This is a genomic window from Hyphococcus luteus, from assembly GCF_002943565.1.
GTDB classification, from domain to species: Bacteria; Pseudomonadota; Alphaproteobacteria; order Caulobacterales; family Parvularculaceae; genus Hyphococcus; species Hyphococcus luteus.
Window position 1 is genome coordinate 213664 of record NZ_PJCH01000011.1, and the last position, 21716, is coordinate 235379.

13 protein-coding genes are annotated in these 21716 nt (G+C 62.3%); 7 read left to right on the top strand and 6 right to left on the bottom strand.

What is annotated here, in order from left to right; genetic code table 11:
* Nucleotides 1-155: 155 nt before the first annotated feature.
* Both CW354_RS15295 and CW354_RS15300 read left to right on the top strand, forming a co-directional pair.
* On the top strand, nucleotides 156-2369 hold the full coding sequence (locus CW354_RS15295; RefSeq protein ID WP_104830961.1) for a dehydrogenase E1 component subunit alpha/beta: 2214 nt from the start codon (nucleotides 156-158) through the stop codon (nucleotides 2367-2369).
* Nucleotides 2369-3397, top strand: a complete 1029-nt coding sequence (locus CW354_RS15300; RefSeq protein WP_104830962.1) for an acyl carrier protein — start codon at nucleotides 2369-2371, stop codon at nucleotides 3395-3397. Before CW354_RS15295 ends, CW354_RS15300 begins: the two co-directional genes overlap by 1 nt.
* A 288-nt stretch (nucleotides 3398-3685) precedes the next feature.
* On the opposite strand, the gene CW354_RS15305 is transcribed toward CW354_RS15300, so the two are convergent.
* From CW354_RS15305 to CW354_RS15330, 6 genes are all read right to left on the bottom strand, one after another.
* Nucleotides 3686-4750, bottom strand: a complete 1065-nt coding sequence (locus CW354_RS15305; protein ID WP_104830963.1) for a hemolysin family protein — start codon at nucleotides 4748-4750, stop codon at nucleotides 3686-3688.
* 126 nt (nucleotides 4751-4876) lie between these two features.
* A complete protein-coding gene (locus CW354_RS15310; RefSeq protein WP_104830964.1) occupies nucleotides 4877-5578 on the bottom strand; it encodes a Crp/Fnr family transcriptional regulator in 702 nt (233 codons plus the stop codon).
* 923 nt (nucleotides 5579-6501) lie between these two features.
* Nucleotides 6502-8745 (bottom strand): CHASE2 domain-containing protein, encoded by a 2244-nt coding sequence (locus CW354_RS15315; protein ID WP_104830965.1) that lies wholly within the window; start codon nucleotides 8743-8745, stop codon nucleotides 6502-6504.
* Nucleotides 8746-8758: 13 nt separating this feature from the next.
* A complete protein-coding gene (locus CW354_RS15320; RefSeq protein ID WP_104830966.1) occupies nucleotides 8759-11176 on the bottom strand; it encodes a FecR domain-containing protein in 2418 nt (805 codons plus the stop codon).
* Nucleotides 11177-11185: 9 nt separating this feature from the next.
* The gene (locus CW354_RS15325; RefSeq protein ID WP_133162336.1) at nucleotides 11186-12613 is read right to left on the bottom strand and encodes a tetratricopeptide repeat protein; all 1428 of its coding nucleotides are present in this window, start codon (nucleotides 12611-12613) and stop codon (nucleotides 11186-11188) included.
* A gap of 213 nt (nucleotides 12614-12826) precedes the next feature.
* Entirely contained in the window at nucleotides 12827-13219 is a 393-nt protein-coding gene (locus tag CW354_RS15330) for a DUF3307 domain-containing protein (RefSeq protein WP_165793749.1), read from the bottom strand.
* 400 nt (nucleotides 13220-13619) lie between these two features.
* On the opposite strand from CW354_RS15330, the gene CW354_RS15335 reads away from it, so the two are divergent.
* The 5 genes from CW354_RS15335 (at nucleotide 13620) to gdhA (ending at nucleotide 21703) form a co-directional block, all read left to right on the top strand.
* Complete coding sequence (locus CW354_RS15335) at nucleotides 13620-16070, top strand: cyclic nucleotide-binding domain-containing protein (RefSeq protein WP_104831092.1); 2451 nt, start codon at nucleotides 13620-13622, stop codon at nucleotides 16068-16070.
* A 3-nt stretch (nucleotides 16071-16073) separates the two neighbouring features.
* A complete protein-coding gene (locus tag CW354_RS15340; protein WP_104830969.1) occupies nucleotides 16074-16940 on the top strand; it encodes a hypothetical protein in 867 nt (288 codons plus the stop codon).
* A 7-nt stretch (nucleotides 16941-16947) separates the two neighbouring features.
* A complete protein-coding gene (locus tag CW354_RS15345; RefSeq protein WP_104830970.1) occupies nucleotides 16948-18765 on the top strand; it encodes a cytochrome c3 family protein in 1818 nt (605 codons plus the stop codon).
* The gene (locus CW354_RS15350) at nucleotides 18762-20102 is read left to right on the top strand and encodes a multiheme c-type cytochrome (RefSeq protein WP_104830971.1); all 1341 of its coding nucleotides are present in this window, start codon (nucleotides 18762-18764) and stop codon (nucleotides 20100-20102) included. Before CW354_RS15345 ends, CW354_RS15350 begins: the two co-directional genes overlap by 4 nt.
* 71 nt (nucleotides 20103-20173) lie before the next feature.
* Nucleotides 20174-21703, top strand: a complete 1530-nt coding sequence (gene gdhA / locus CW354_RS15355; RefSeq protein ID WP_243396427.1) for an NADP-specific glutamate dehydrogenase — start codon at nucleotides 20174-20176, stop codon at nucleotides 21701-21703.
* Nucleotides 21704-21716 lie beyond the last annotated feature (13 nt).

Consider the following 21716-nt stretch of genomic DNA (forward strand, 5'->3'; position numbering starts at 1 on the left):
TTCGCCTAATTCGGGATACCGCACCGTCTTTGTCATTCTGTCTCCTTGGACCCTCTTGGAAAAATTCATGCGCCTGATAGGAGATAGACGCTGCCCCCGCCCGGCCACAAGGGCGGGGCCGGAAATGACTGAAATACGGGCGGGAAATAGATTTTATGGCGGGCGCAATCGCCGCTTCCAATGACGGGTTTTTAACACGGCTCCGGGCCGGGCGTCTGCCGGCGCCGGTCTCGGCGGCGCGCCTCGAGGCCGCCGGCGTGACGGCGCGCGATCTCGCCGCCCTGTTCGAAAGCCAGCTGACGAGCCGCCGGCTCGATCTCGAAGCGCGCCGGCTCGGCGCGGAAAAGCGCGGCTTTTACTCCATCGGCTCCTCGGGCCATGAGGGCAACGCCGCCGTGGCGCGGACCTTCCGCGTCGACGACATGGCGTTCCTGCATTACCGCTCCGGCGCCTTTTACATCGAGCGCGCGGCGAAGCTCGCGGGCGAAACGCCGATCTGGAACATGGCGCTGTCCTTCGTCGCCTCGTCGGAAGATCCAATCTCCGGCGGACGCCACAAGGTGATCGGATCGAAAGAGCTTTTCATCCCGCCCCAGACCTCGACCATCGCCTCGCATCTGCCGAAAGCCATGGGCGCGGCCTTCTCCGTCGCGCTGGCGCGCACCCATAAAAAACCGGATGCGGAGCTTCCCCGCGACAGCGTGGTCCTGTGTTCTTTCGGCGACGCCTCGGCGAACCATTCGACGGCCGTCGGCGCTATCAATGCGGCGGCGCATACGGGCTATCGCGGCCTGCCCCTGCCCCTCGTTTTCATCTGCGAGGACAACGGGATCGGCATTTCAGTGAAAACGCCTGAGGGCTGGATCGCCGCGAATTACGGAAACCGCGCGGGACTGCGTTACATTTACGGCGACGGACGCGACCCCGTCGACGCCATGCGCGCGGCGAAAGAGGCGGAGCAATGCGCCCGCGCCGCCAGGAAACCGGTCTTTTTGCATCTCAGAACGGTGCGGCTCATGGGCCATGCGGGCTCCGACATCGAAACCGGCTATCGCGACAAGGCGGCGATCGAGACGGAAGCCGATCAGGATCCGCTGCTGCATACGGCGCGCCGCCTCGTCGAAGCCGGCGTCCTGTCGCTTGAAGACATCGAAGCGCTTTACGAACAGATTGGCGGGCGCGTCGCTCGCGCCATGGAGGAAGCGACCACGCGACCGAAACTGACGAGCGCCGCGGAGGTAACCGCCTCGCTCCTGCCGCCGAAACGCGTGCGCCGCGCCTTGCGGCCCGGCAAGCCGGCCGCGAATGCGCCGGACGATGCGCGCGCCAAATCCGAACCGCAGCACATGTCGCGGCTGATTTCGCTGGCGCTCGCCGAACAAATGGAGCGCGACGCCAATGTGGTCGTCTTCGGCGAGGACGTGGCGAAAAAAGGCGGCGTATACGGCGCCACGACCCGGCTGCAGCCGAAATTCGGGCCGTCGCGGGTTTTCGATACGATCCTCGACGAGCAATCGATTCTCGGCATGGCCATCGGGCTCGGCCATAACGGCTATATCCCGGTTCCGGAGATTCAGTTCCTCGCCTATGTGCACAACGCCGAGGACCAGCTGCGCGGCGAAGCGGCCTCGCTCTCCTTCTTCTCCAAGGGGCAATATCAAAACCCCATGGTGGTGCGCATCGCGGGGCTCGCCTATCAGAAAGGCTTCGGCGGACACTTCCACAATGACAATTCCGTCGCAATCTTCCGCGACATTCCGGGGGTCGTGCTCGCCTGCCCGTCTTCCGGCGCGGAAGCAGTGAAAATGATGCGCGAGGCCTTCCGGCTGGCGCGCGAAGAGGCGCGCGTCGTCGTCTTTCTCGAACCCATCGCGCTTTATCCGGTGAAGGATCTTTACGAAGACGGAGACGGGCTGATGACCTCGGTCTTCAACGATGTTGAGGGCGCCGCCGCGTTCGGCGCCGTCAACCGGATCGGCGACGGGAAGGACCTTGCGATTCTTACTTACGGCAACGGCGCCTATCTCTCACAGCGCGCGGCGGCGGCGTTGAAAGAACAAGGCGTGAAGGCGCGCATTATCGATCTCAGATGGCTGGCGCCGCTTCCCATGGATGCGGTCATCGAGGCCATCGGCAAGGTGAAGAACGTCCTTATCGTCGATGAATGCCGCAAATCGGGCTCGCTTTCCGAAGAGCTGATCGCGCAATTCGCCGACCGCGGCCTTTCCTACAATCTTGCGCGCGTCACCGGCGTCGACACGTTCATTCCGCTCGGCCCCGCCGCCAATGAAGTGCTGGTGAGCGAAACCGACATCGTCAATGCGGCGCTGGCGCTGACGGGCAAGGCGACGAAGAAGGCGGCGGAATAATGAAACAATCCGCCGTCGTCATATTCCCGGGCCGCGGAACCTACGGCAAGGACGAGCTCGGCTATCTCGCCCGTCATCACGACGACAAGGCGGCGTTCATCCAGGGCGTCGACGACTGGCGCGCGTCCCAGAACCGCGAGACCGTCTCCGCACTCGACAACGCCAAAACCTACTCCGCCGCCAAACACGCATCCAGCCTCAACGCCTCGGCGCTGATTTACACTTGCGCCCTCGCCGATTTCGCCGCCATCGACCGCGAGACATATGACATCGTTGCGGTTTGCGGGAATTCGCTCGGCTGGTATCTGACCCTTGCCGGCGCCGGCGCGGTGAACGAGGCCAACGCCATCCGTCTTGTGGATACGATGGGCGCGCTGATGGAGGCTGAAGGCAAAGGCGGCCAGCTCATCTATCCTTTCGTCGGCGAAGACTGGCGCGAGGCCCGCGCCAATGAAAAGGCCATCGGCGAAGCCTTGCATGCGGGCCGCACGGCGGGCGAGGCTTATCTCTCGATCCGGCTCGGCGGCATGGCGGTGCTCGCCGGCGACGAAGCCGGCATGACGGCGATGGAAAAATCGCTGCCAAAGGCGGAAGGGCGCTATCCGTTCCGGCTGGCGCGCCATGCGGCGTTTCACACGCCGCTGCTCACCCATGTCTCCGACGCCGCTTTCGATGCGCTTTCCGCCGATATATTCGAGGCGCCCCAACTTCCCATGATCGACGGGCGCGGCGCGGTCTGGACGCCGCACGGATCCGATCTCGATGCGCTTTATCAGTATACGCTCGGCCATCAGATCATTGAGACCTATGACTTCTCGAAATCCGTCGAAGTCGCGGTGAAGGAATTCGCGCCGGACAGGCTTATTCTCGCCGGCCCCGGCGCCACGCTCGGCGCGCCCATCGCGCAGGAGCTGATCCGCTGGCGCTGGAAGGGCCTGACCTCGAAAGCAGACTTTTCGGCCATGCAAAAGCAAGACCCGTTCCTCATCGCCATGGGCCGCGAGGACCAGCGAAAGCTGGCGGTGTAGGATTCGCCCCGCCCGCTCATCCCGGCGAAAGCCGGGACCCAGATCAGTTGGCGTTTATCAACACAACTTCTCCGTTATCGATTCCCCACGGCTTGACCGTGGGGTCCATCTTACAACGCATTTGACGTTCTGGACGCCACGCTTAAAGCGTGGCGAAGCGCGGTGGCAGGCTTCAGGCTTCTAATAAAAACTTTCATACTGGATCCCGGCTTTCGCCGGGATGAGCGGGGTTAATTGCGATGCACAACATATCCCTGGACGCTCTTTCGCAGACGAGCGGAGCAAGGCTTATTCCGCTTTTTCTATGCTGTCGGGATCGACGCCGATGGCCTCCATGCGCTGGCGCCAGCGTTGATGGGCGAGCGCCTGCATGTCTTCGACCTTGTCGAGCTCGTCGGTGATTTCGAGCCCGATCAGGGTTTCGACAATGTCTTCGAGCGTGACGAGCCCCTGCACCGAGCCGTATTCGTCGACCAGAAGGGAGATATGACTCTTTTCATGCATCAGCTTGTCGAAAAGCTCCGATGCTGAAAAGACGTCGAGCAGCACAAGGAGGTCGCGCTTGAAATCGGATAGCGGTCTGTCAACTTCGCCATTCGCCTGCGCGATCAGAAGATCGGATTTCAGAACGAACCCGATCACCTCGTCGGAATTTTTCTCGTAAACAGGAATGCGCGAAAACGGCTTGTCCGAATGCTGATCGAAAAACGCGCCGACGCTCATGGATGCGGGCGCCGAAAAAATCACCGAGCGCGGGGTCATGATGTCGCGCGCAGACAGCATTCTGAGGCGCATGAGGTTTTGGACGATTTTCAGCTCTTTTCTTTCGAGCATTCCTTCCTTCTCGCCGATTTCCGCCATGGCCTCGATTTCGTCGCGGCTGAAGGAATAGCCGGCGTCAGGGCGCGACAAGAGCCGCGTCAGTTTCTCCGACAGCCAGACGAACGGAAAAAGAACGATGGTCAGCCCCTCGATCAGCCGGCCGAAGACGGGCGCCAGCGCTTTCCAGTAAGTGGCGCCCAGCGTTTTCGGAATGATCTCCGAGAAAATCAGGATCAGTAGCGTCAAGACGGCGGAGGCGACGCCCACATAGGCGCTGCCGAAGACTTTCGCCGATTGCGCGCCGACGCCCGCGGCGCCGACCGTATGCGCGATGGTGTTGGCCGTCAGGATGGCGGCGAGCGGCCGGTCGAGATTGTTTCTGAGGCGCGTCAGGGCTTTCGCGCCTTTCACGCCCTTGCGCTCGAGCGTCTTGATGTAGGACGGGCGCACGGAGAGCAGCACCGCTTCCGCCACCGAACAGAAAAACGAAACGCAGATTGCGAGCAGGAGATATAAGACAAGCAGCGTCATTCTAAAGAACGCGCCGAATGCTGCGGTAAGCGTGGGGAATCATTTGGAAATTTTAGCAGCCTTCCATGGATAGGCAAGCAAACACGCCCTGGCGCGTTTCGATCCGCCGGCGCCTGAGAGCCCGGCCTATTCCTCGCCGATATGTTTGAACGTGTCCGGCGCGAGAAGGACGATGACGCCGCCTTCCTGACGGATGAGGCCTTCCGACTCCCAGAGCTTTAATTGGCGGTTGACGTTCTCGCGCATCATCCCCGCATGGGCGCCGAGATTGCCCTGGGAAAGCTTCATGTCGATATGGAGCGCGCCGTCGCCGTCCCGGTGGCCGTAGGTTTCGCCGAGGCGCAACAGCGCGCGCGCAAGCCGCGGCGCCGCCGGCAGGGTGGCGATGTCTTCCAGGAGGAAATTGGTGTGGCGGATGCGCTGGCAGAGCGCGGCGATGATCTGCAGCGCGACGCCGTGATTGCGCTCGAGAAAATCGAGCACGTCGCGCCGGTAAAGCCTTAACGCGCGGGTTTCCTGAAGCGCGCTCGCAGAGGCCGACCGGGCCCCGCCGTCGAAAACGCCCATTTCGCCCAGGACCTCGTTCTCGCCCATGAAGGCGAGCACGGTCTCCTTGCCGGCGTCGGAATAGCTCGAGATCTTCACCCGGCCGGAAAGGATGATGTAAAGGCAGTCGCTGTCGTCGCCTTGCGCGAAAATCTGCTTGCGCCCGGCGAAGACGACAGGATGCGCGGACTCAAGCAGGCCCTGCAGCTTGTCGTCCGACAAAGCCTCGAAAAAGGGATGCCGTTTCAGCTCCCAGATCAATCCGGCGTCGGCGCCTTTCATGGGGTCTCGCGCCCTCTCCCACTGCGCTCGCCGGGAAGTCTACCGAAAAATCAGCCTGTTGTCGCGTTGCAATAAAGAAAGGCGGCGCGCCCCTCCCCCAAGGGACGCGCCGCTCTCAAGAGCCCGTCTCATTAGCCCGCAGCGCCGCGCGGCGCGGGATGGACAAATGTTCGCCAGCAGCAATCCCGATGCCCTAAAGGCTCTTAATTCTTAAAGAATCAGAGCCGAAGCTGTATCGGGACGCGGAAAGGACCATCTGGTTTTCCCTCTTTGCATGACGTTGCCGGACCTATCGATCAGGCTCTGGGCGAGGCCGGGACGGGGCGATTGTCCTGACCTCTGGGGCTCTGTTTGTTTCAGCGGCTCACCGTGAACAGGCTGGAAACGCCGAGGGCCGCATTGAGGCCGATGAAACCGATGATGATGATTTCGATGACGCCCATGATGCTCTCCTGTTTCCCTTTGTTCCGGTCTCTCCCGACCGCCGATGGTTAAAAGATAAAAGCGCCCTGGATTTTCCGCTGTGATGGCGGTCACAGGCGCCGCCGGTTTTCGTTAATTCCTGTAGTCTCCTGTTTTTCCTAGACTTTCCGCCCGCATGCGGCGCGCCCTTCCCCCGATGGGCGCGCCGCGTCTCCCCCTGCTTGGGCGGCGCAACGCTTCTCGCTTGGCGTTGCTATCAGCGGCGGACCGTGACGAGGCTGGAAAGGCCGAGGGCCGCGTTGAGGCCGATGAAACCGATGATGATGATTTCGATGACGCCCATTTTGATCTCTCCTGCTTTCCGTCTTCCGGTCTTTCCCGACCGCCGATGATTGAAGGATAGGAGGAGCCCCGATTTATCGCTGTGATGGGCGTCACAGGCCGGACCACATCCTTAAAAAAGAATGAACGCCGGCAGTTTTTGCTGATTTTACAGGGGGTTAGCTTTGGCCTTGGTGACGCATGGCCTCGGCCTTGGCGACAAAAAAGGCGATGGCGTCGTCGAACCCGTAAGTCTCGCCCTGCCCGCAGGCCCCGAAATGTTCCAGCGCTCCATAGGCGTCGCCTTCTTCAAGGGCGAGGATTCCCGCTTCAAAGGCGCGGCGAAACTGCTGGAAAGCGGGACTTGCGGCGAGGGCTTCGTCGCCCGCCAGGGCGAAGATCACCGTCGGGTCGGAGCGCCCCTTCACCGTAAAGGCGCCAAGCGGCACGGCGGCGAAATCGGGAATGCGCTGGCGCATCTCGGCTGAAATGATGATCGGCACGCCATATTGCTTGGTGAGCGATTCCAGCCGCGAGGTGAGGTTCACCATATCGCCGAGCATGGAATATTCGAGCTTGTCTTCGGAGCCGAAATTGCCGACCCGCGCTTCGTCGACATGAAGGCCGATGCCGATGCGGATCTCCGGCACGGGCAGCTCCTTCGTCGACCGCCATCCGTCATTCAGCTTGTCGAGCGCTTTCATCATGTCGAGGGCGGCGCGCGCCGCTTCCGCCGGATGGTCGGCCACGTCGATCGGCGCGTTCCACATGGCGGCGAGGCCGTCGCCCATATATTTGTCGACGAGCCCCTTATGGACGACGACGATACGCGTCATCTGGGTGAAATACTGGTTGAGCATCGCCGTCACCTGTTGCGGCGTCAGCTGCTCCGAAATCGAGGTGAAGCCGCGAATGTCGGAAAAGAAGGCGGTGATCTCGCGCTGCTCGCCTTCGAGCTTCAACAGCGTCGGGTCGCGTTCAAGACGCTCCAGGAGAAGCGGCGACAGGAACTTGCCGAAGGCGCCGCGGATAAAGCGCCGCGCCAATTGCTCCTGCTGGAACATCACCACGAAAGCCGGCACGAACGCCGCCGTGACCACTAGGCCCGGCGTCACCGGATCGATCAAAAGGCGCGAAGACTGAAAGGCGTAAAAGGCGCCGCCGAAAAGCGCGGCGGTGAGGACCGCCCAGATGCCGAAGCCCGCCGCCGCGGAAAGGCGCGGCAGGAAAAGCAGGATCATGAGCGAGACGATCGCCGCAAGGCCGATTTCGATGGGGCGCATCAGATCCCAGGCGCGGAACAGCGTCTTGCCCGCCAGCGCCTGTTCGATGACTTCCGCATGGATGTGCACGCCCGGACGCTCGTCGCCAAGCGGCGTGACAAGGACGTCGCGCAACCCCTCCGCCGAGGCGCCGATCATGACGATCCTGCCCTTGACCGCATCGGCGATATCGGACGGATCTCCTTCGAGAATATCGACGACCGACAATCGTCTTTTCGCAACGCTGTCGGGCCGCGAATAATGCACCCAGAGCTGGCCGTCTTCAGTGGTCGGAAAATGCAAGCGGCACATCACCACTTCGGACACCGACTGGCGCGCAATGCCGGTGACATGGGCGCGGCACTGGCCGTTCTGCGCCGCCTTCACGAAAGCCGGCGTCGCATATTGCGGATCGAGTTTCGGCGCGGCGACGCGGATCGCCTCAAGCGCAAGGCTCGGATAGACTTCCGTCCCGTCGCAGGCGAGCGCGATCAGGGGCACGCTCCGGACAATCGCGTCCTCGGCGAGGCCGGCGCGCGCGAAGCCCTCGCCGCTCGCCGCTTCGCGGAACATCTTCAGCGGCGGCACCACCTGGCGAAAGCTCGGCGCCACGCGCGCAAGATCGCTCGCCGGCATGCCCTGCACGCGGGAGGCGCCAAGCGCCGGCGGACAGCCCCCGTCGGAAGCGCCGGCGCGCGCCGTCAGATGCAGAACCGTCGGCGCCGATGCGAGCGCCGCCGCAAACCGTCGGTCGTGATCGACTGCGGCGAGATCGGAAGCGCCAAGCTCGGCGACAATGGGCGCAAGCACCGGCGAATCGAGCCAGCTCTTGGCGACATTGCCGGGGCTTGTGCGGTCAGGCTCGGCCAGAATGACGTCGAAAACGATGGACGCCGCGCCCGCCTCATTCAGCTTGTCGATGATGGTTGCGAAACGGTGGCGCGGCCACGGCCACTGGCCGTATTTTTCAAGCGCCGCGTCGTCGATTTCGACGACGCGCACCGGATCGGCGTCGTAATCGCGCGGAGCCAGGCGCTGGAACTGGTCGAACACGCGGTCGCGGGCGATGTTGACGAGCGCCGGGTCGTTGAAAACCAGCGCGAGCGCCAGGACCGCGCCGACCAAACCGGCGATGCGAGGCCCGAGGTGATGGCGCCCCATGGGGTCCGCTCCCCTAAAGCGGCGGCGGCGTCGCGCCGGGAACGCGCGGCATCAGTTCGATCTGGCCGGTCCCCTCGCCGCCGGCGCCGTCATTGAAGTTGAAATAGATGTCGGCGTTTTCGCCGGCCCCGCCATTGCCGTCGCGGATCAGGAACAGGGCGTTTTCGATATTCGTCCCGCTGAAATCATCCGCGCCGAAACCGAACACCCCCTGGCCGCCGGCCGCGTCGTCAAAACTGACCGCGCTTAAGTTTTCGAAAATATCGAGATTGAAGTTGTTGAACGTATCGTCGATGGCGACCGACACATAGGATTCGCCGCCGCCCACCGTGCGGTTGGCGAAATTGATGTCGATCTCGGCCTCCGCATCGCCGGAGGAAAACGTCCCGTTCGCCCGCTCGATCGCTGCATAGCCGGCAAAGCCGCGCCCCGCCGCCGTGCCGTCGAAATGGTACGTGCCGGCGCCGAGCGAACCCGCCAGCGCCTCAAGTTCGGCGATGGTCGAAAGCGGCGGAACGCCGGAATCCTGAAAGGCACCCACTTCCGTATACAGATGATTTCCGGCGTCGTCGGACACGATCGCCGCAATATCGGCCTCGAGCCCGTCGCCGTCGCCGATGATCGCCTGACCTTTCAGCGCGTTCGGATCGGAACTAATCGAGGCCAGCGTATGGAAGGCGAGCCCGAAAAGACCGCTGTCGAATGACGCCGCCTGGTCGAGGGCGACATATTGCACCGTGTTCTCGCCGCCGATCGCCGCGTCCGCCGCCGCGGAGACAGCGAGGAAGGACGAGCCCCCGCCGACCGTGCGATTGTCGAAATCGATTTCAAGCTGGACATAAGAAACGCCGGTCAGGGGCGTCGGCGTTCCCAGGGTCGAAATGACATTGGTCGAAAAACCCGTCACCAAAGTCGTGCCGGCGCCGCTCAACCCGTCAAGTTCGGTTATCGACAGGGCGAAGCCGAGCGGCGTCGTGAAATAGGCGAGGTCCCCCTCGCCCGGCGTAAACATCAGGTCGTCGGCGCCGCCTGTAAGCGCAATATTGTTGTTCTGGGCGTCGACGTCCGAATAGTCGATGCTGACATCCGCCGTCACCGTGTCGTTTTCCCCCTGACGGATGGTGAGGTTGTATGTCGGCGTCATATAGACGGCGAGATCGTTGTCGCCGGCGGAGAACGGAACGCCGGCGCTGTCGAACAGGGCGTTCAGATAACCGTCTTCAAAAGCGGCGCCGCCGCCGGTGAAGCCGGAGAAATTGCGCTGGGTGAGATCGTCCGGATCCGTCACCGTCCCGTCAAAGCGCGCGAAACTCGCCAGCGCTTCCGGCGCGATGGTGCGCGAGGCCCAGTCCACATGGATCTGGAAGATCACGACGCCGTCTTCGATGCTCGTCCCATTGTCGATCTGCGCCGGCGCGACGGCGAAAAGCACCCCGTCCGGATTGTTGGTCTGCGCATCCGCAAAATCGTCGAGAACATCGAGCGGCAGGATATCGCCCACGGGGATCGTCACAGGCGGCGGTGGCGGGGGCGGCGGCGGCGGCGGCGCATCGTCATCGCCCACCGAAGGCTGCTCCGGTTTGTTTTCGGTATCCTCGTCGTTCTTTTCGTTCTTGTTTTCGGCGTATCGCCGTTCGTCGTCGCCTTCCTGCGCGCCCTGGCCCGAATTGTTCAGAGGATCGCCCGCATAGTCGAACGCAGAGCCCTCGCTTTCGGGAATGACCGGCACGAAGGCCTCGTAAATGCGCCTCAACAACTCGTCATCGGCGCGGAACGGTTCGGAAACGCCGTCGGGGCCGATGCGCACCGCGAAGCCGGAGCGTTTCAGCACCGCTTCAATCGCTTCGCGATTGCCGTCGGTCCAGAATTCAACAAGGCCTTTCGGCGCCAGACCGCTATTGTCGCGCACCGGCCCTTCGAGCAGCGCGTAAACATACCCGTCGAGCTCCACCAGAATGACATTGGTGCCGCGCACGCCCATGGTGACGCCGCTCTCCTGGATCTCGACTTCCGTCGAGCCCGGTTCGGTGTCGCGCCCGGAGGAGAACCGGAACCCGCCGCGGAAGAAATTGATCACCCGCCGGCGGCCCGCGCCTTGCGCGTCGAAAAATTCGTTGATCGCGGACTCGCTGTTGGGCGAGAAGGTGTAGGTGCTCCAGTCGCACAGCTTTAATTGCAGATGCGAGGCGTCGCCGGTGCGCACCGTGTCCCCGGTAAACATGTCCGCGCCGCTGGACGGGCGGAAAGCGTTTTCGCGGTTAAGGCGCTCAACGTCGACGGCGGGGCCGACGACGGCGGTGGCGTTGCCGGCCTTCGGATCGTTGGTGTCGCGGTCGAAACATTCCGCGGCCTCTGCGCCAAACGGCGCGAGCGCGAGAACAGCGGCGGATGCGGCGGCTTTCAGCGTCAGCATTGAAATGCGTTTCGTCATGATCGCCCCCTAAAACGCAATGCGTTTCGACAGCAAAAGCGCGGCCTTGTGCGCCTTGTAGTCGAAGTTCAAAATATTGGAGTCGACGGTCTCATATTCATACTGAGCGATGAGATTGATGTCCTTCACTCCTTCCGGCGCTTTCGGGAAGAAGAAGGAGAACGGCACGCCCAGCGTCGCGCGCGCGCGATAAAGCCATTCGTCCCGCACTGTGGGGCCGATGAACGGGTCATTGCCGTCATATTCTGATTTTTCCGCCCACAGACCAATCAGCGAAAAGGCGCCGCGCCCTAAAAGCCAGCTATGCTGAACATTAGCGCCATAGCGGTCATAAGACTCGAAAGCGACTTCGCCGTCCTTTATCATGTAGAGGCCTTCGACCTGGACGGCCTGGGTCGGGCTGAACCGCCATTTGGTTCCGCCGCGCAGGCCGATGCGCTTGCCCGAGCGCAAATAAGCAGCCCCGAAATTCGACGTCGCGCGGAATTTTTCATCCTCAACCCGCACCGCGCCGTAAGACGTGATTTTCGGGTTCCAGCGATAGGCGGTCCGCACTTCGCCGCCCCAGCTTGAGAGGTAATCGTCGCCGCCGAGCCAGTAGAAACTCCCGCGCGCCGTCGGCGTGAAGGACCATTTGCCCGAATAGAACGTGCCGCCGGCCGCAACGGTCGCGGCGTCGAGATCGAGCGTGTCGACCTCGACCTTGTCGGAGCGGTAGTAACCGACATCCGCATGCAGCATATGGCCTTCCTGCGATCCGAGATCGTGCAGGAGCCTTCCTTGCGCGGAGAAGACATAGGCCGCATCGCCGTTGCGTTGATTGGCCGGCACGATCGCCTCAAGATAGGCCGTGGGATTGACCGGATCGTTCGGGATCGCGAATTGCAGCATGCCGCTAGACGGCGCCTGATTGCGGTTTGAATCGTAATCGACGCCGGCGGTGACGGTTAATGAGCCGCGCGTCCTGCGCTGCTCGTATTTGATGCGGTTCAAATAAGCTTCGGCTTCGGCGGCGAGCGCCGAGGGCAGCAAGCCGCTTTCCAGCGCCAGCTCCAGCTCATAGCGCGCGCGGTCGTAAAGCCCGAGCCGGTAAAGCACGAACCCGTATAAGACGCGCACGTCATAAAGATCCGGGTTTATAAGAAGGATCCGTTCGAGCGTCGCGCCGGCTTCCTTAAGATCGCCCGCCGCGATCTGCTGGCGCGCATAAGCGATGTTAAGCCGGATATCTTCCGGCGCTCTCAGAATTTGCTCGAAGGGGATCGCCGCCTCGCGCGCCGTATCGCTTTCTTCCGCACGCCGCTGGACGTCCATGAGCCCCTGATCGGCCGCCTCGCGCGCCGATTCCTCCGGCTCCTGCGCCAGCGCGGGTCCAAGCAGGCAAAGCGTCCCGGCGACCAGCGCTCCGGATGCGCGACATGCGGACCATTTCACCATGAAATCCCCCTGATGAGCGTGCGCCCGCATGTTGCAGCGCACAGCAATTCTCTCCCAAATCCCCGTCATGCAAACAGCGCGCCTTTTATCTTCATAGAGACGCTGCAGGCCGTTCTTAATCGCAACTATGCGCCGCGCTCCTTTGCGCCGCAACCGTTTTCTATTCGGCTGGACGCTGAAATTATTGTAAAAACTGGCCGTAAGACGCCGCATTCAGCGGTGCATGAACAACTGCCAGATGATGAAATAATGAGTGCAGTGATGCACCATCTGATCAAAACCAAGCGGTATCCAGAAAGATTGTTTCGTCATGTCCTTAAAGCGGCCCAGATATTTCGGGCCCGATTTGATCCGGTCCATAAGGAAATGGACGGCGAAATCGAAAAGCGCCAGAAACCAAAGACTTGGGTTCACAACCATGAGGATTCCAAGCGTCGTCAGGGCGTGAACGCCCACATGCACGCTCAAAGGCCAGACAAAGCCGGGACCGGGCCGCGCCTTGCCGCGCACCATCCAGCCTGTCTGCAGCACATAATCGCCGATAAAGTGTTTGATCTGAAACGTAACCAGCATCGCAAAGATGAACTGGCTATCGCTCATGCTCATGATCATGGCATCCCCCGCGATGAGCGGCCAACGGCGCCGCAAATGACGCAATGGCGCGGATCGCGCTAGCTTCTTCTCCAGCGCGACGTCGCCCCGCGCCTTGCCCCCGGTTCGCGGCCGCGCGCACTCCATGCGCAGATGATGGAGAGCGCGCCGCCGCTAACAAAAAGGTACGCATAGTTCCGCCAACGAAGCAAGCTGGCGTTAACGATATTTGTGCAGCACTTATGCGGCGCTGCACCTAAAGCTGATCGCCCAGGATTTCCGCTGAAACGGCGCGCGCAATCGTCAGGGTCCCGCTGAAATGCAAGCAAGAGGCAATGAAAAGGTGGATTGAGGGGGCGATATTGGGTATGGGGTTTAATGAGAGGGTTGACCGGGGGACCCGTAGTTGGAGAGCGTGAAAATCGCCATTGTCGGCTCAGGCCCTGCCGGGCTGAGCGCGGCGGGCCGCGCCGCGGCCCGGGGGATTTCGCACGTTCTCCTGGAAAAGGCCCCTCACCTTTCCGACACGATCTACAAGTACCAGCGCGGCAAATACATCATGGCGACGCCGGACCAGTTGCCGCTCAGGTCCGACATCGAGTTTCAGGCGGGCTCGCGGGAAAGCATCATCACCCGCTGGGACGACGACGCCGAAGACCTCAAGATCAATGTTCGCCATAATTCCGAAGTCACCGCGATTTCCGGTTCGAAAGGCGCCTTCCAGATCTCGCTCGCCGACGGCGAGACAATCAACGCCGACTTCGTCGTTCTTGCGGTCGGCGTTCAGGGCAACCCGAACAAACTGAAAAATCCGGGTACGGACCAGCCCTTCGTCCAATATCAGCTCGACGATCCGCGCGAATATTACGATGAAAACATCATCGTCATCGGCGGCGGCGACGCGGCGATCGAAAACGCGCTCGGCGTCGCCAATCCCGACCAGGGCAATATCGTCACGCTGCTTCAGCGCTCGGACGGCTTTCCCCGCGCCAAGGAAGCCAATGTGCAAACGCTTTACAAGGCGCGCGACGAAGGCCGGCTCGACTTCATCACCGAAGCCTCGCTCATCCGCCTCGAACGCGGCGGCTCCGGCGAAAATTTGTGGATCGCCGTTGTCGATACGAAAGACGGCGAAGCGCGGCTTCCCTGCGACCGCATCATCGCCCGCCTCGGCGCCGCGCCGCCGCGCAAATTCGTCGAGGCTGCTGGCGTCGAGTTCACCGGCCCCGACCGCGAAGCTTTCCCGGTCCTGACGCCGCAATACGAAACCACCGTGCCGGGGCTGTATGTCATCGGCGCGCTCGCCGGTTTCCCCCTGATCAAGCACTGCATGAACCAGGGCCATGACGTGGTCGAGTTCATCGCCGGCAACACCGAGCTGCAACCGCCGGACACGCCGCTCCTTGAAAAACTTTTCGAAGGCGCGCCCGCGAAACGCAGCGTCGATCAATGGCTCGAGCATATCCGCTCGACCGTGGACGTGTTGCAGGACGTTTCCCCCCTGCAGATGCGTGAATTCCTGCTCGCCTCGACCATCCATTATAAAAAGCGCGGCGACATTATCATGAAGCGCAACGACACAGGCTCGTCGATCTTCGCGATCATCGAGGGCTCGGTCGCCGTCGAGGTCGATCCGAAAAACCCGTCCGTCACCGTGCCGATCAAGAAAGGGAACATTTTCGGCGAGCTCGGGCTCATCTCCGGGCGCCGGCGCACCGCCACCATCCGCGCGGCCGAGCCCGCCATGCTGCTCGAAATTCCGCGCAATGCGACGCTGAAATTGATGGCCTCGGTGCCGGGCGTCAAACGCCGCATGGACCGGCTTTCCATGGAGCGCCAGGTCGGCCAGATCTTCGGCCAGCTCCTGCCTCAGAGCGCCATTGACGAAATCGTCGATGCGGCGGAAATCATTCCTTTGAAAGCCGGCGACGCCTTTATCGAAGAAGGCGAGCGCAACACCGATATTTTCATCATCCGCTCCGGCAGCGCCGTCGTTGAAAAGCGCATCGGCGGCAAGGACGTTTTTCTCTCTTACGTGCTCGCCGGCAATTATGTGGGCGAGATGTCGCTGTTTTACGAAGGGCTCAGGACCGCGACCGTGCGCGCGGCGATCAAATCGGAAGTGGTGCGTCTGCCCGGCGAAATCTTCGAGCGTCTGCTCAATCAGAATCCGGATCTGTACCGCGCCGTCGACGACCTCGTCGCCTCGCGCCGCAAGCTCAACGATTATGTGGAGGCGAAACGCGAAAGCTTCTCCTCCGTCGTCGACATGCACACCTCCATCGCGCGCTTTCTGCTCGAAGAAGAAGGCCTGTCGGAAGCGACCGACGCGCTGGTCATCGACGAAACGTTATGTGTGGGTTGCGACAATTGCGAAAAGGCCTGCGCCGACATTCACGAAGGCATTTCCCGCCTCGACCGCGAAGCCGGCAATTCCTACGCCTATATTCACGTCCCGACCTCCTGCCGCCACTGCGAACATCCGCACTGCATGACCGACTGTCCGCCGGATGCGATCCATCGCGGGCCCGACGGCGAAGTCTTCATCGACGAAAAATGCATCGGCTGCGGCAACTGCCAGCGCTATTGCCCTTACGGCGTCATTCAGATGGCCGCCGTGCCGCCGGAAAAACCCGGCATCCTCTCCTGGCTTTTCTTCGGCCGCGGTCCGGGGCCTGGCGAACCGGATAAGGACTGGATCGAGAAGACGCGCAAGAAAGACGACGCACCGCCGAAGCTCGCGGTCAAATGCGACATGTGTTCAGGGCTGAAAGGCGGACCCGCCTGCGTGCGCGCCTGCCCCACCGGCGCCGCCCAGCGGGTTTCGCCGGAGGACTATCTCTCCATCGCCGAAGGGAAGGGCTAGGCCATGGCGGACCACATGCGCTCTTCCGGTTTGCCCATCTCCCATGAAGGGTTTTTGAACCACAAAGGCTTTCGCTATCTGAAAGTCGCGCTTGTCGTCAGCCTGATCGCAATCATCGGCTATCTCGCGGCCGATGTGCGCCTCAGACCCAATGGCGGCACCTGGTACGGCTATAGTCTCGGCGCGATCTCCGCTTTGCTTATCGTCTGGCTGATGCTGCTCGGAATCCGCAAGCGCGCCATGACGTCAGGCCACTGGTCCTTAAAAGCGTGGACGTCGGCCCATGTCTATCTCGGCGCGTCGCTTCTGGTGCTGGCGACGCTGCACACCGGTTTTCAGTTCGGCTGGAACGTGCACACCCTCGCCTATGGGCTGATGGTTGTGGTCATTCTCTCCGGCTTTGTCGGGATTTATTATTACGCGACCGTGCCGCGCAAAATGAGCGACAACCGCGCGCATCGCACCCAGAAAGACATGCTGGACGCAATCCGCGCGCTCAATCGTGAATTGCGCGAGGCGGCCCAGCCGCTCGACCAGAAATATGTCGAGGTGGTCAAGCGCGCGATCCGCAACACGAAGCTGAAGCCCGGCCTCTTTCAGTCCATCGCCGGCGCCCAGCGCCAATGCGCGACGACGCGCGCCGCAAAACGCCTCAGGAAAGCCGCGGCGAACGCCGATCCCGAGATGCGCCGCCCGCTCGAAGCGGTGACCGCGATCCTCGAGCGCAAGTCCGCCCTTCTCCTCAGGACCCGCCGCCATATCCGCAACAAGACGCTGTTGCAGCTCTGGCTTTACATCCATGTGCCGATCTCGTTTGCGCTGCTCGCGGCGCTGACGGCGCATATCATTTCCGTCTTCTTCTACTGGTGAGGCGGAAATGGGCATTCGCGTAGAATTCATCAAAAGACGGCCCGGCGGACGCATCACGGTGCGGCCCACGATTTACGACAAGAAAGACGTCACCCTCGGCCGTGCCACCGACTGCGATGTTTTCCTGAGCGATCTTCGCGTCGGCCTTTATCACGCCAAGCTGACCCAGCTTTCGGCGAACAAGGCGCGCCTCGAAGCCAACGGCGATCATCGCGTGCGCGTCGACGGCGCCCAGGTGCGCCGCCGGGAGATCGGCCTCAAGGACGGTTCGACCATCCGCATCGGCCCTTATAAAATCGCTTTAAGCCCGGCAGACAACAAGGGCGACATGCTCATCACCATCGAGCTGGTGGAGGAGCCGACGCCGGTGCGCGACAAGCGCGACGAAGAGGCCGTCTTCACCATGCGCGGTTATGCGCCCGACAAGCGGGCGAGCGCCTGGGTTTTGCTGTCTTTGATCGCCATCGTCTTTCTGGCGGCGCCCGTCGTCCTGCATTTCCGCGCCAAGGATCCGGAAACGCCGGGCCTCGCGGCGCATCTCGCGATGACGACGAACCAGACCTGGCTCGCCGGCTCCATGGCGTCGTCCCACGCCAACCTCACCGAGGATTGCCGCTCCTGTCACGTAACGCCTTTCGAGCGGGTGACGGACGCGGCCTGCCTTTCCTGTCATGAAGACATGCGCGATCACGCCGATCCGCACGCCATGCTGGCGGCGATGCCGGACCATAAAGGCGCCGATATCGTGCCGGCGGCGTTGCGCAAAGGGCTTTCCATTCCCGAAAGGCGCTGCGGCTCCTGCCATTTCGAACATAACGGGCCGACCGGCGTCATCCCGTCGGACGCGCAGCTTTGCGTCGATTGCCATGACGAACTCGACCAGCGTTTCACGGAAACGACGCTGGTCAATGTTTCGAATTTCGCGCGCCGCCATCCGGAATTCTCGCCCGCCATCGTGCTCGACCCTGAGGCCGAGCCGCCGGAGACGACGCGCATCTCCCTCGTCAAACACCCGAAAGAAAACAACGGCCTCACCTTCCCGCACGATCTTCACCTCAAAGACGAAGAGGTCATCCGCAAACTCGAAACTCTGCCGGCCAATGTAAGGGCGCGCTATGGCGACGAACTCGATTGCGCGGACTGCCACGAAACCGACGCAGCGGGCGCGCTCATTAAACCCATCGAGATGGAAGAGCATTGCAGCGACTGCCACTCTCTTGCTTTCGCCGCGAGTGATGATGAAGTGCGCAACCTCCCCCATGGCGAGCCGACGGAAGTGCGCCGCGTGCTCGAAGATTTCTATCTCGCGCAGGCGACTAATCTTTTGCTCGGCGACCGGCCCGACACCCTTCTCGAACGCCAGTTGAGCGCCGAAGCGCGCGCCCGGCGCGAACGGCTGCGCGCGCAGGCCTTCGCCGACGCCAAGAAAAACACCGATGAAATGATCGCGCGCATCTTCTCCGAGGAAGGCGTCTGCCGGAAATGCCATGACAACGTTGATCCGGCGACGCGGCAGGGCCTGCCCGAACTGACGCCGGTGCGGCTCACCACGCACTATCTGCCCATGGCGCATTTCAATCACGCCGATCACATGACCGGCAACATCAAGTGTCAGACCTGCCACAAGGCCGAGACATCCGCCTCCTCAGAAGACGTCCTGATGCCCTCGATCACGGTCTGCCGGGCCTGCCATGACGATACGGCCGGGCGGACCGCCATCGCTTCGGATTGCTTAACCTGCCATTCCTATCATGATGAGGATGAGGAAACGCCGCTGATGAGCCCTGCGGGGCTCAGGTCGGCGATGAGCGGGGGACGGCGATGAGTAGAGTTTTCATTGTCTTAGCGCTGACTTTTGCGAGCCTGACTGCGCCCGCCGCGGCGCAGGCCCCTTTCGGGGACCATCCCGTTCCGCTGAATGACGGCCTCACCCATATGGGCGTCGCCAGCTGTTCGACCGCCGGCTGTCACGGCGATCAGGTCTCCGGCGTCGGCGCCGGTCCCGTGGTCGGCCAGAACGAATATTTCCAATGGGCCTCGCGCGGCGAAAAAGGCGCCCATTCGCGCGCTTACGAAGTCCTTCTGACGCCGCATGGGAAACGCATCGCCGCCAATCTCGGGGTCGGCCGCGCGGAAGCCGCGCCCGAATGCCTTTCCTGTCACGCCGACGCGGCGCCGAACAAAACGGCGCGCTTCCAGATTTCCGACGGCGTCGGCTGCGAGGCCTGTCATGGCGGCGCGCAGGAGTGGCTCGCCTTTCACCGCATCGGCGCCGGCCATGAAGCCAACATCGAGGCGGGGCTCTATCCCACCGAGGACCCGGCGGCGCGGGCGCGCCTTTGCATGGGCTGTCATTTGGGCTCCAGTTTCGAAAACCAGTTCGTCAATCACCGCATTATGGGCGCCGGTCATCCGCGCCTTAAATTCGAACTCGATCTTTATACGACCATTCAGCAGCATCACGTCGTCGATGACGATTACCGCACGCGCAAAACCGTCGCGCCGGGCGCGCAAGTCTGGGCCGTGGGGCAGGCCATGGGGCTTGAACGCACGCTCGAGCTTCTTCTCGACAATGACACGGGCTCGGCGGGCGCTTTTCCCGAACTCGTCTTTTTCGATTGCCACGCCTGTCACCAGCCGATTTCCGAAGGCGACGGCCAGTTGAGCTGGCGGCCGAATCCCGGCCGCGCCCTCGGCCCCGGCGCGCCGATCCTGAACGACGCCAATCTCATCATGCTGCAGGCGGCGATGCGCGTCGTCGATCCCGCCATTGCGGAGAGACTCGACAGCGAAGGCCGCGTCCTCCACGCCGCCTCGCAGCATTCGGGCGATCATTTCCATAATGCGGCGCGAACGCTCAAAGGCACCGCAAATGAGGCCGTCGCGCGCATACTGGGCTCGGATCTTTCGAGCCCTTCAGCCGCACGCGCCATGCTGGTCCAGGTGACCGACGCTAAATTCGCCAAGCGCTACACGAATTACGCCGCCGCCGAACAGGCGCTCTTCGCCGTGCAGCGGCTGACGGCGGCGATGAATGCGGACAATGCGGCCATGCGCGCGGCCATTGAAAAGGCGAGCCGCGCGGCGCAGAGCCCTTATGCGTATAATCAGAATGCGTTCACAGCCGCCCTCGCCGATATCGGGGCCATGGCGGGCGGTTGAGAGAACAACAAGCGCCGGACGCGGGCGTTACTGTCATCGCGTCGGTTTTGGGGATAGCGGGAGAGACGACTATGTTCTGGCGTAAGAAAAACAAGCAGTCGTTCGATGCGGCGCCGGCGGAAACGCCGCCGCGCGAGACGAAGGAAACGCCTGCGCCGATCGCAAAGGCGCACAAAGATATGAGCCTCGATCTGAGGCGCAAAACCGGCGAGCCCGTGCAGCGCTTCGCGGTCGGCATCGCCGGCGGCGGCAATGTGGTCAGCGAGATCGATCACTTCATGGACGGGCTGATGCGGCGCAATCCGCATGAGCCGGAATTCCATCAGGCGGTGTTCGAATTCGTCGAAACGGTGATGCCGTATTATCTCGATCACCGCAAATACACCGATGCGCGCATTCTCGAACGCATGACCGAGCCGGACCGCATCGTTTCGTTCCGCATCGTCTGGGAAGACGATAATGGCGTGCCCCACGCCAACAAGGGCTTCCGGGTGCAGTTCAACTCCTCCATGGGCCCTTACAAGGGCGGGCTGCGCTTCGACCCGAGCGTTAATGTCAGCATTCTGAAATTCCTTGGCTTCGAGCAGACCTATAAAAACGCTCTCACCCGCCTGCCCATGGGCGGCGGCAAGGGCGGCTCGAACTTCAATCCGAAAGGCCGCTCGGACCGCGAGATCATGCGGTTCTGTCACGCCATGATGAGCGAGCTGTTCCGCCATATCGGCGAGAGCACGGACGTGCCCGCCGGCGACATCGGCGTCGGCGCGCGCGAGATCGGCTATCTTTTCGGCAAGTACAAACAGCTCTCGAACCATTTCACCGGCGGCGTTCTCACCGGCAAGGGCCTCTCCTTCGGCGGCAGCGAAATCCGCAAGGAAGCGACCGGCTACGGCGTCGTCGTTTTCGCCGAAGACATGCTGAAACACCATGGCAAGACCATGAGCGGCAAGACCGTCGCCGTTTCCGGATCCGGCAATGTCGCGATCTACGCCGTGCAGCGCGCCATGCGCATGGGCGCGAAAGTCGTCACCGTTTCCGACAGCCGCGGCTTTGCGCATCTGCCGAACGGCTTCACCGATGAAAGCTTCGCGATCCTGCAGGACATCAAGGAGAACCGGCGCGAAAGCCTCGCCGTCTTCGCGCAGGAAGCCAAAGGCGTCACTTACCACGCCGGCAAGTCGCCCTGGTCCGTCCCGGCGCAAGTGGGCCTGCCCTGCGCCACGCAGAACGAAGTCGACGAAACCATGGCGCGCGTTATGGCGAAGAACGGCATGGAATGTCTCGCCGAAGGCGCGAACATGCCGCTCACCGCGCAGGCTATACACGTACTGAAAGACGCCGGCGTCATTTTCGGCCCGGCGAAAGCGGCGAACGCCGGCGGCGTCGGCTGCTCCGGCCTTGAACAGGCGCAGAACGCCCAGCGGCTTTTATGGACCCGCGACCAGGTGGAGCAGGAGCTCGAGAAAATCATGCGCTCCATCCACGAGCAATGCGTGGAATACGCGCCGGTGAAAAACGGCGTCACGGACTATCAGGCCGGCGCGAATATTGCGAGTTTCGCGCGGGTCGCCGACGCCATGATCGGCTACGGCTATCTCTAGGCGCTGAGGGGGA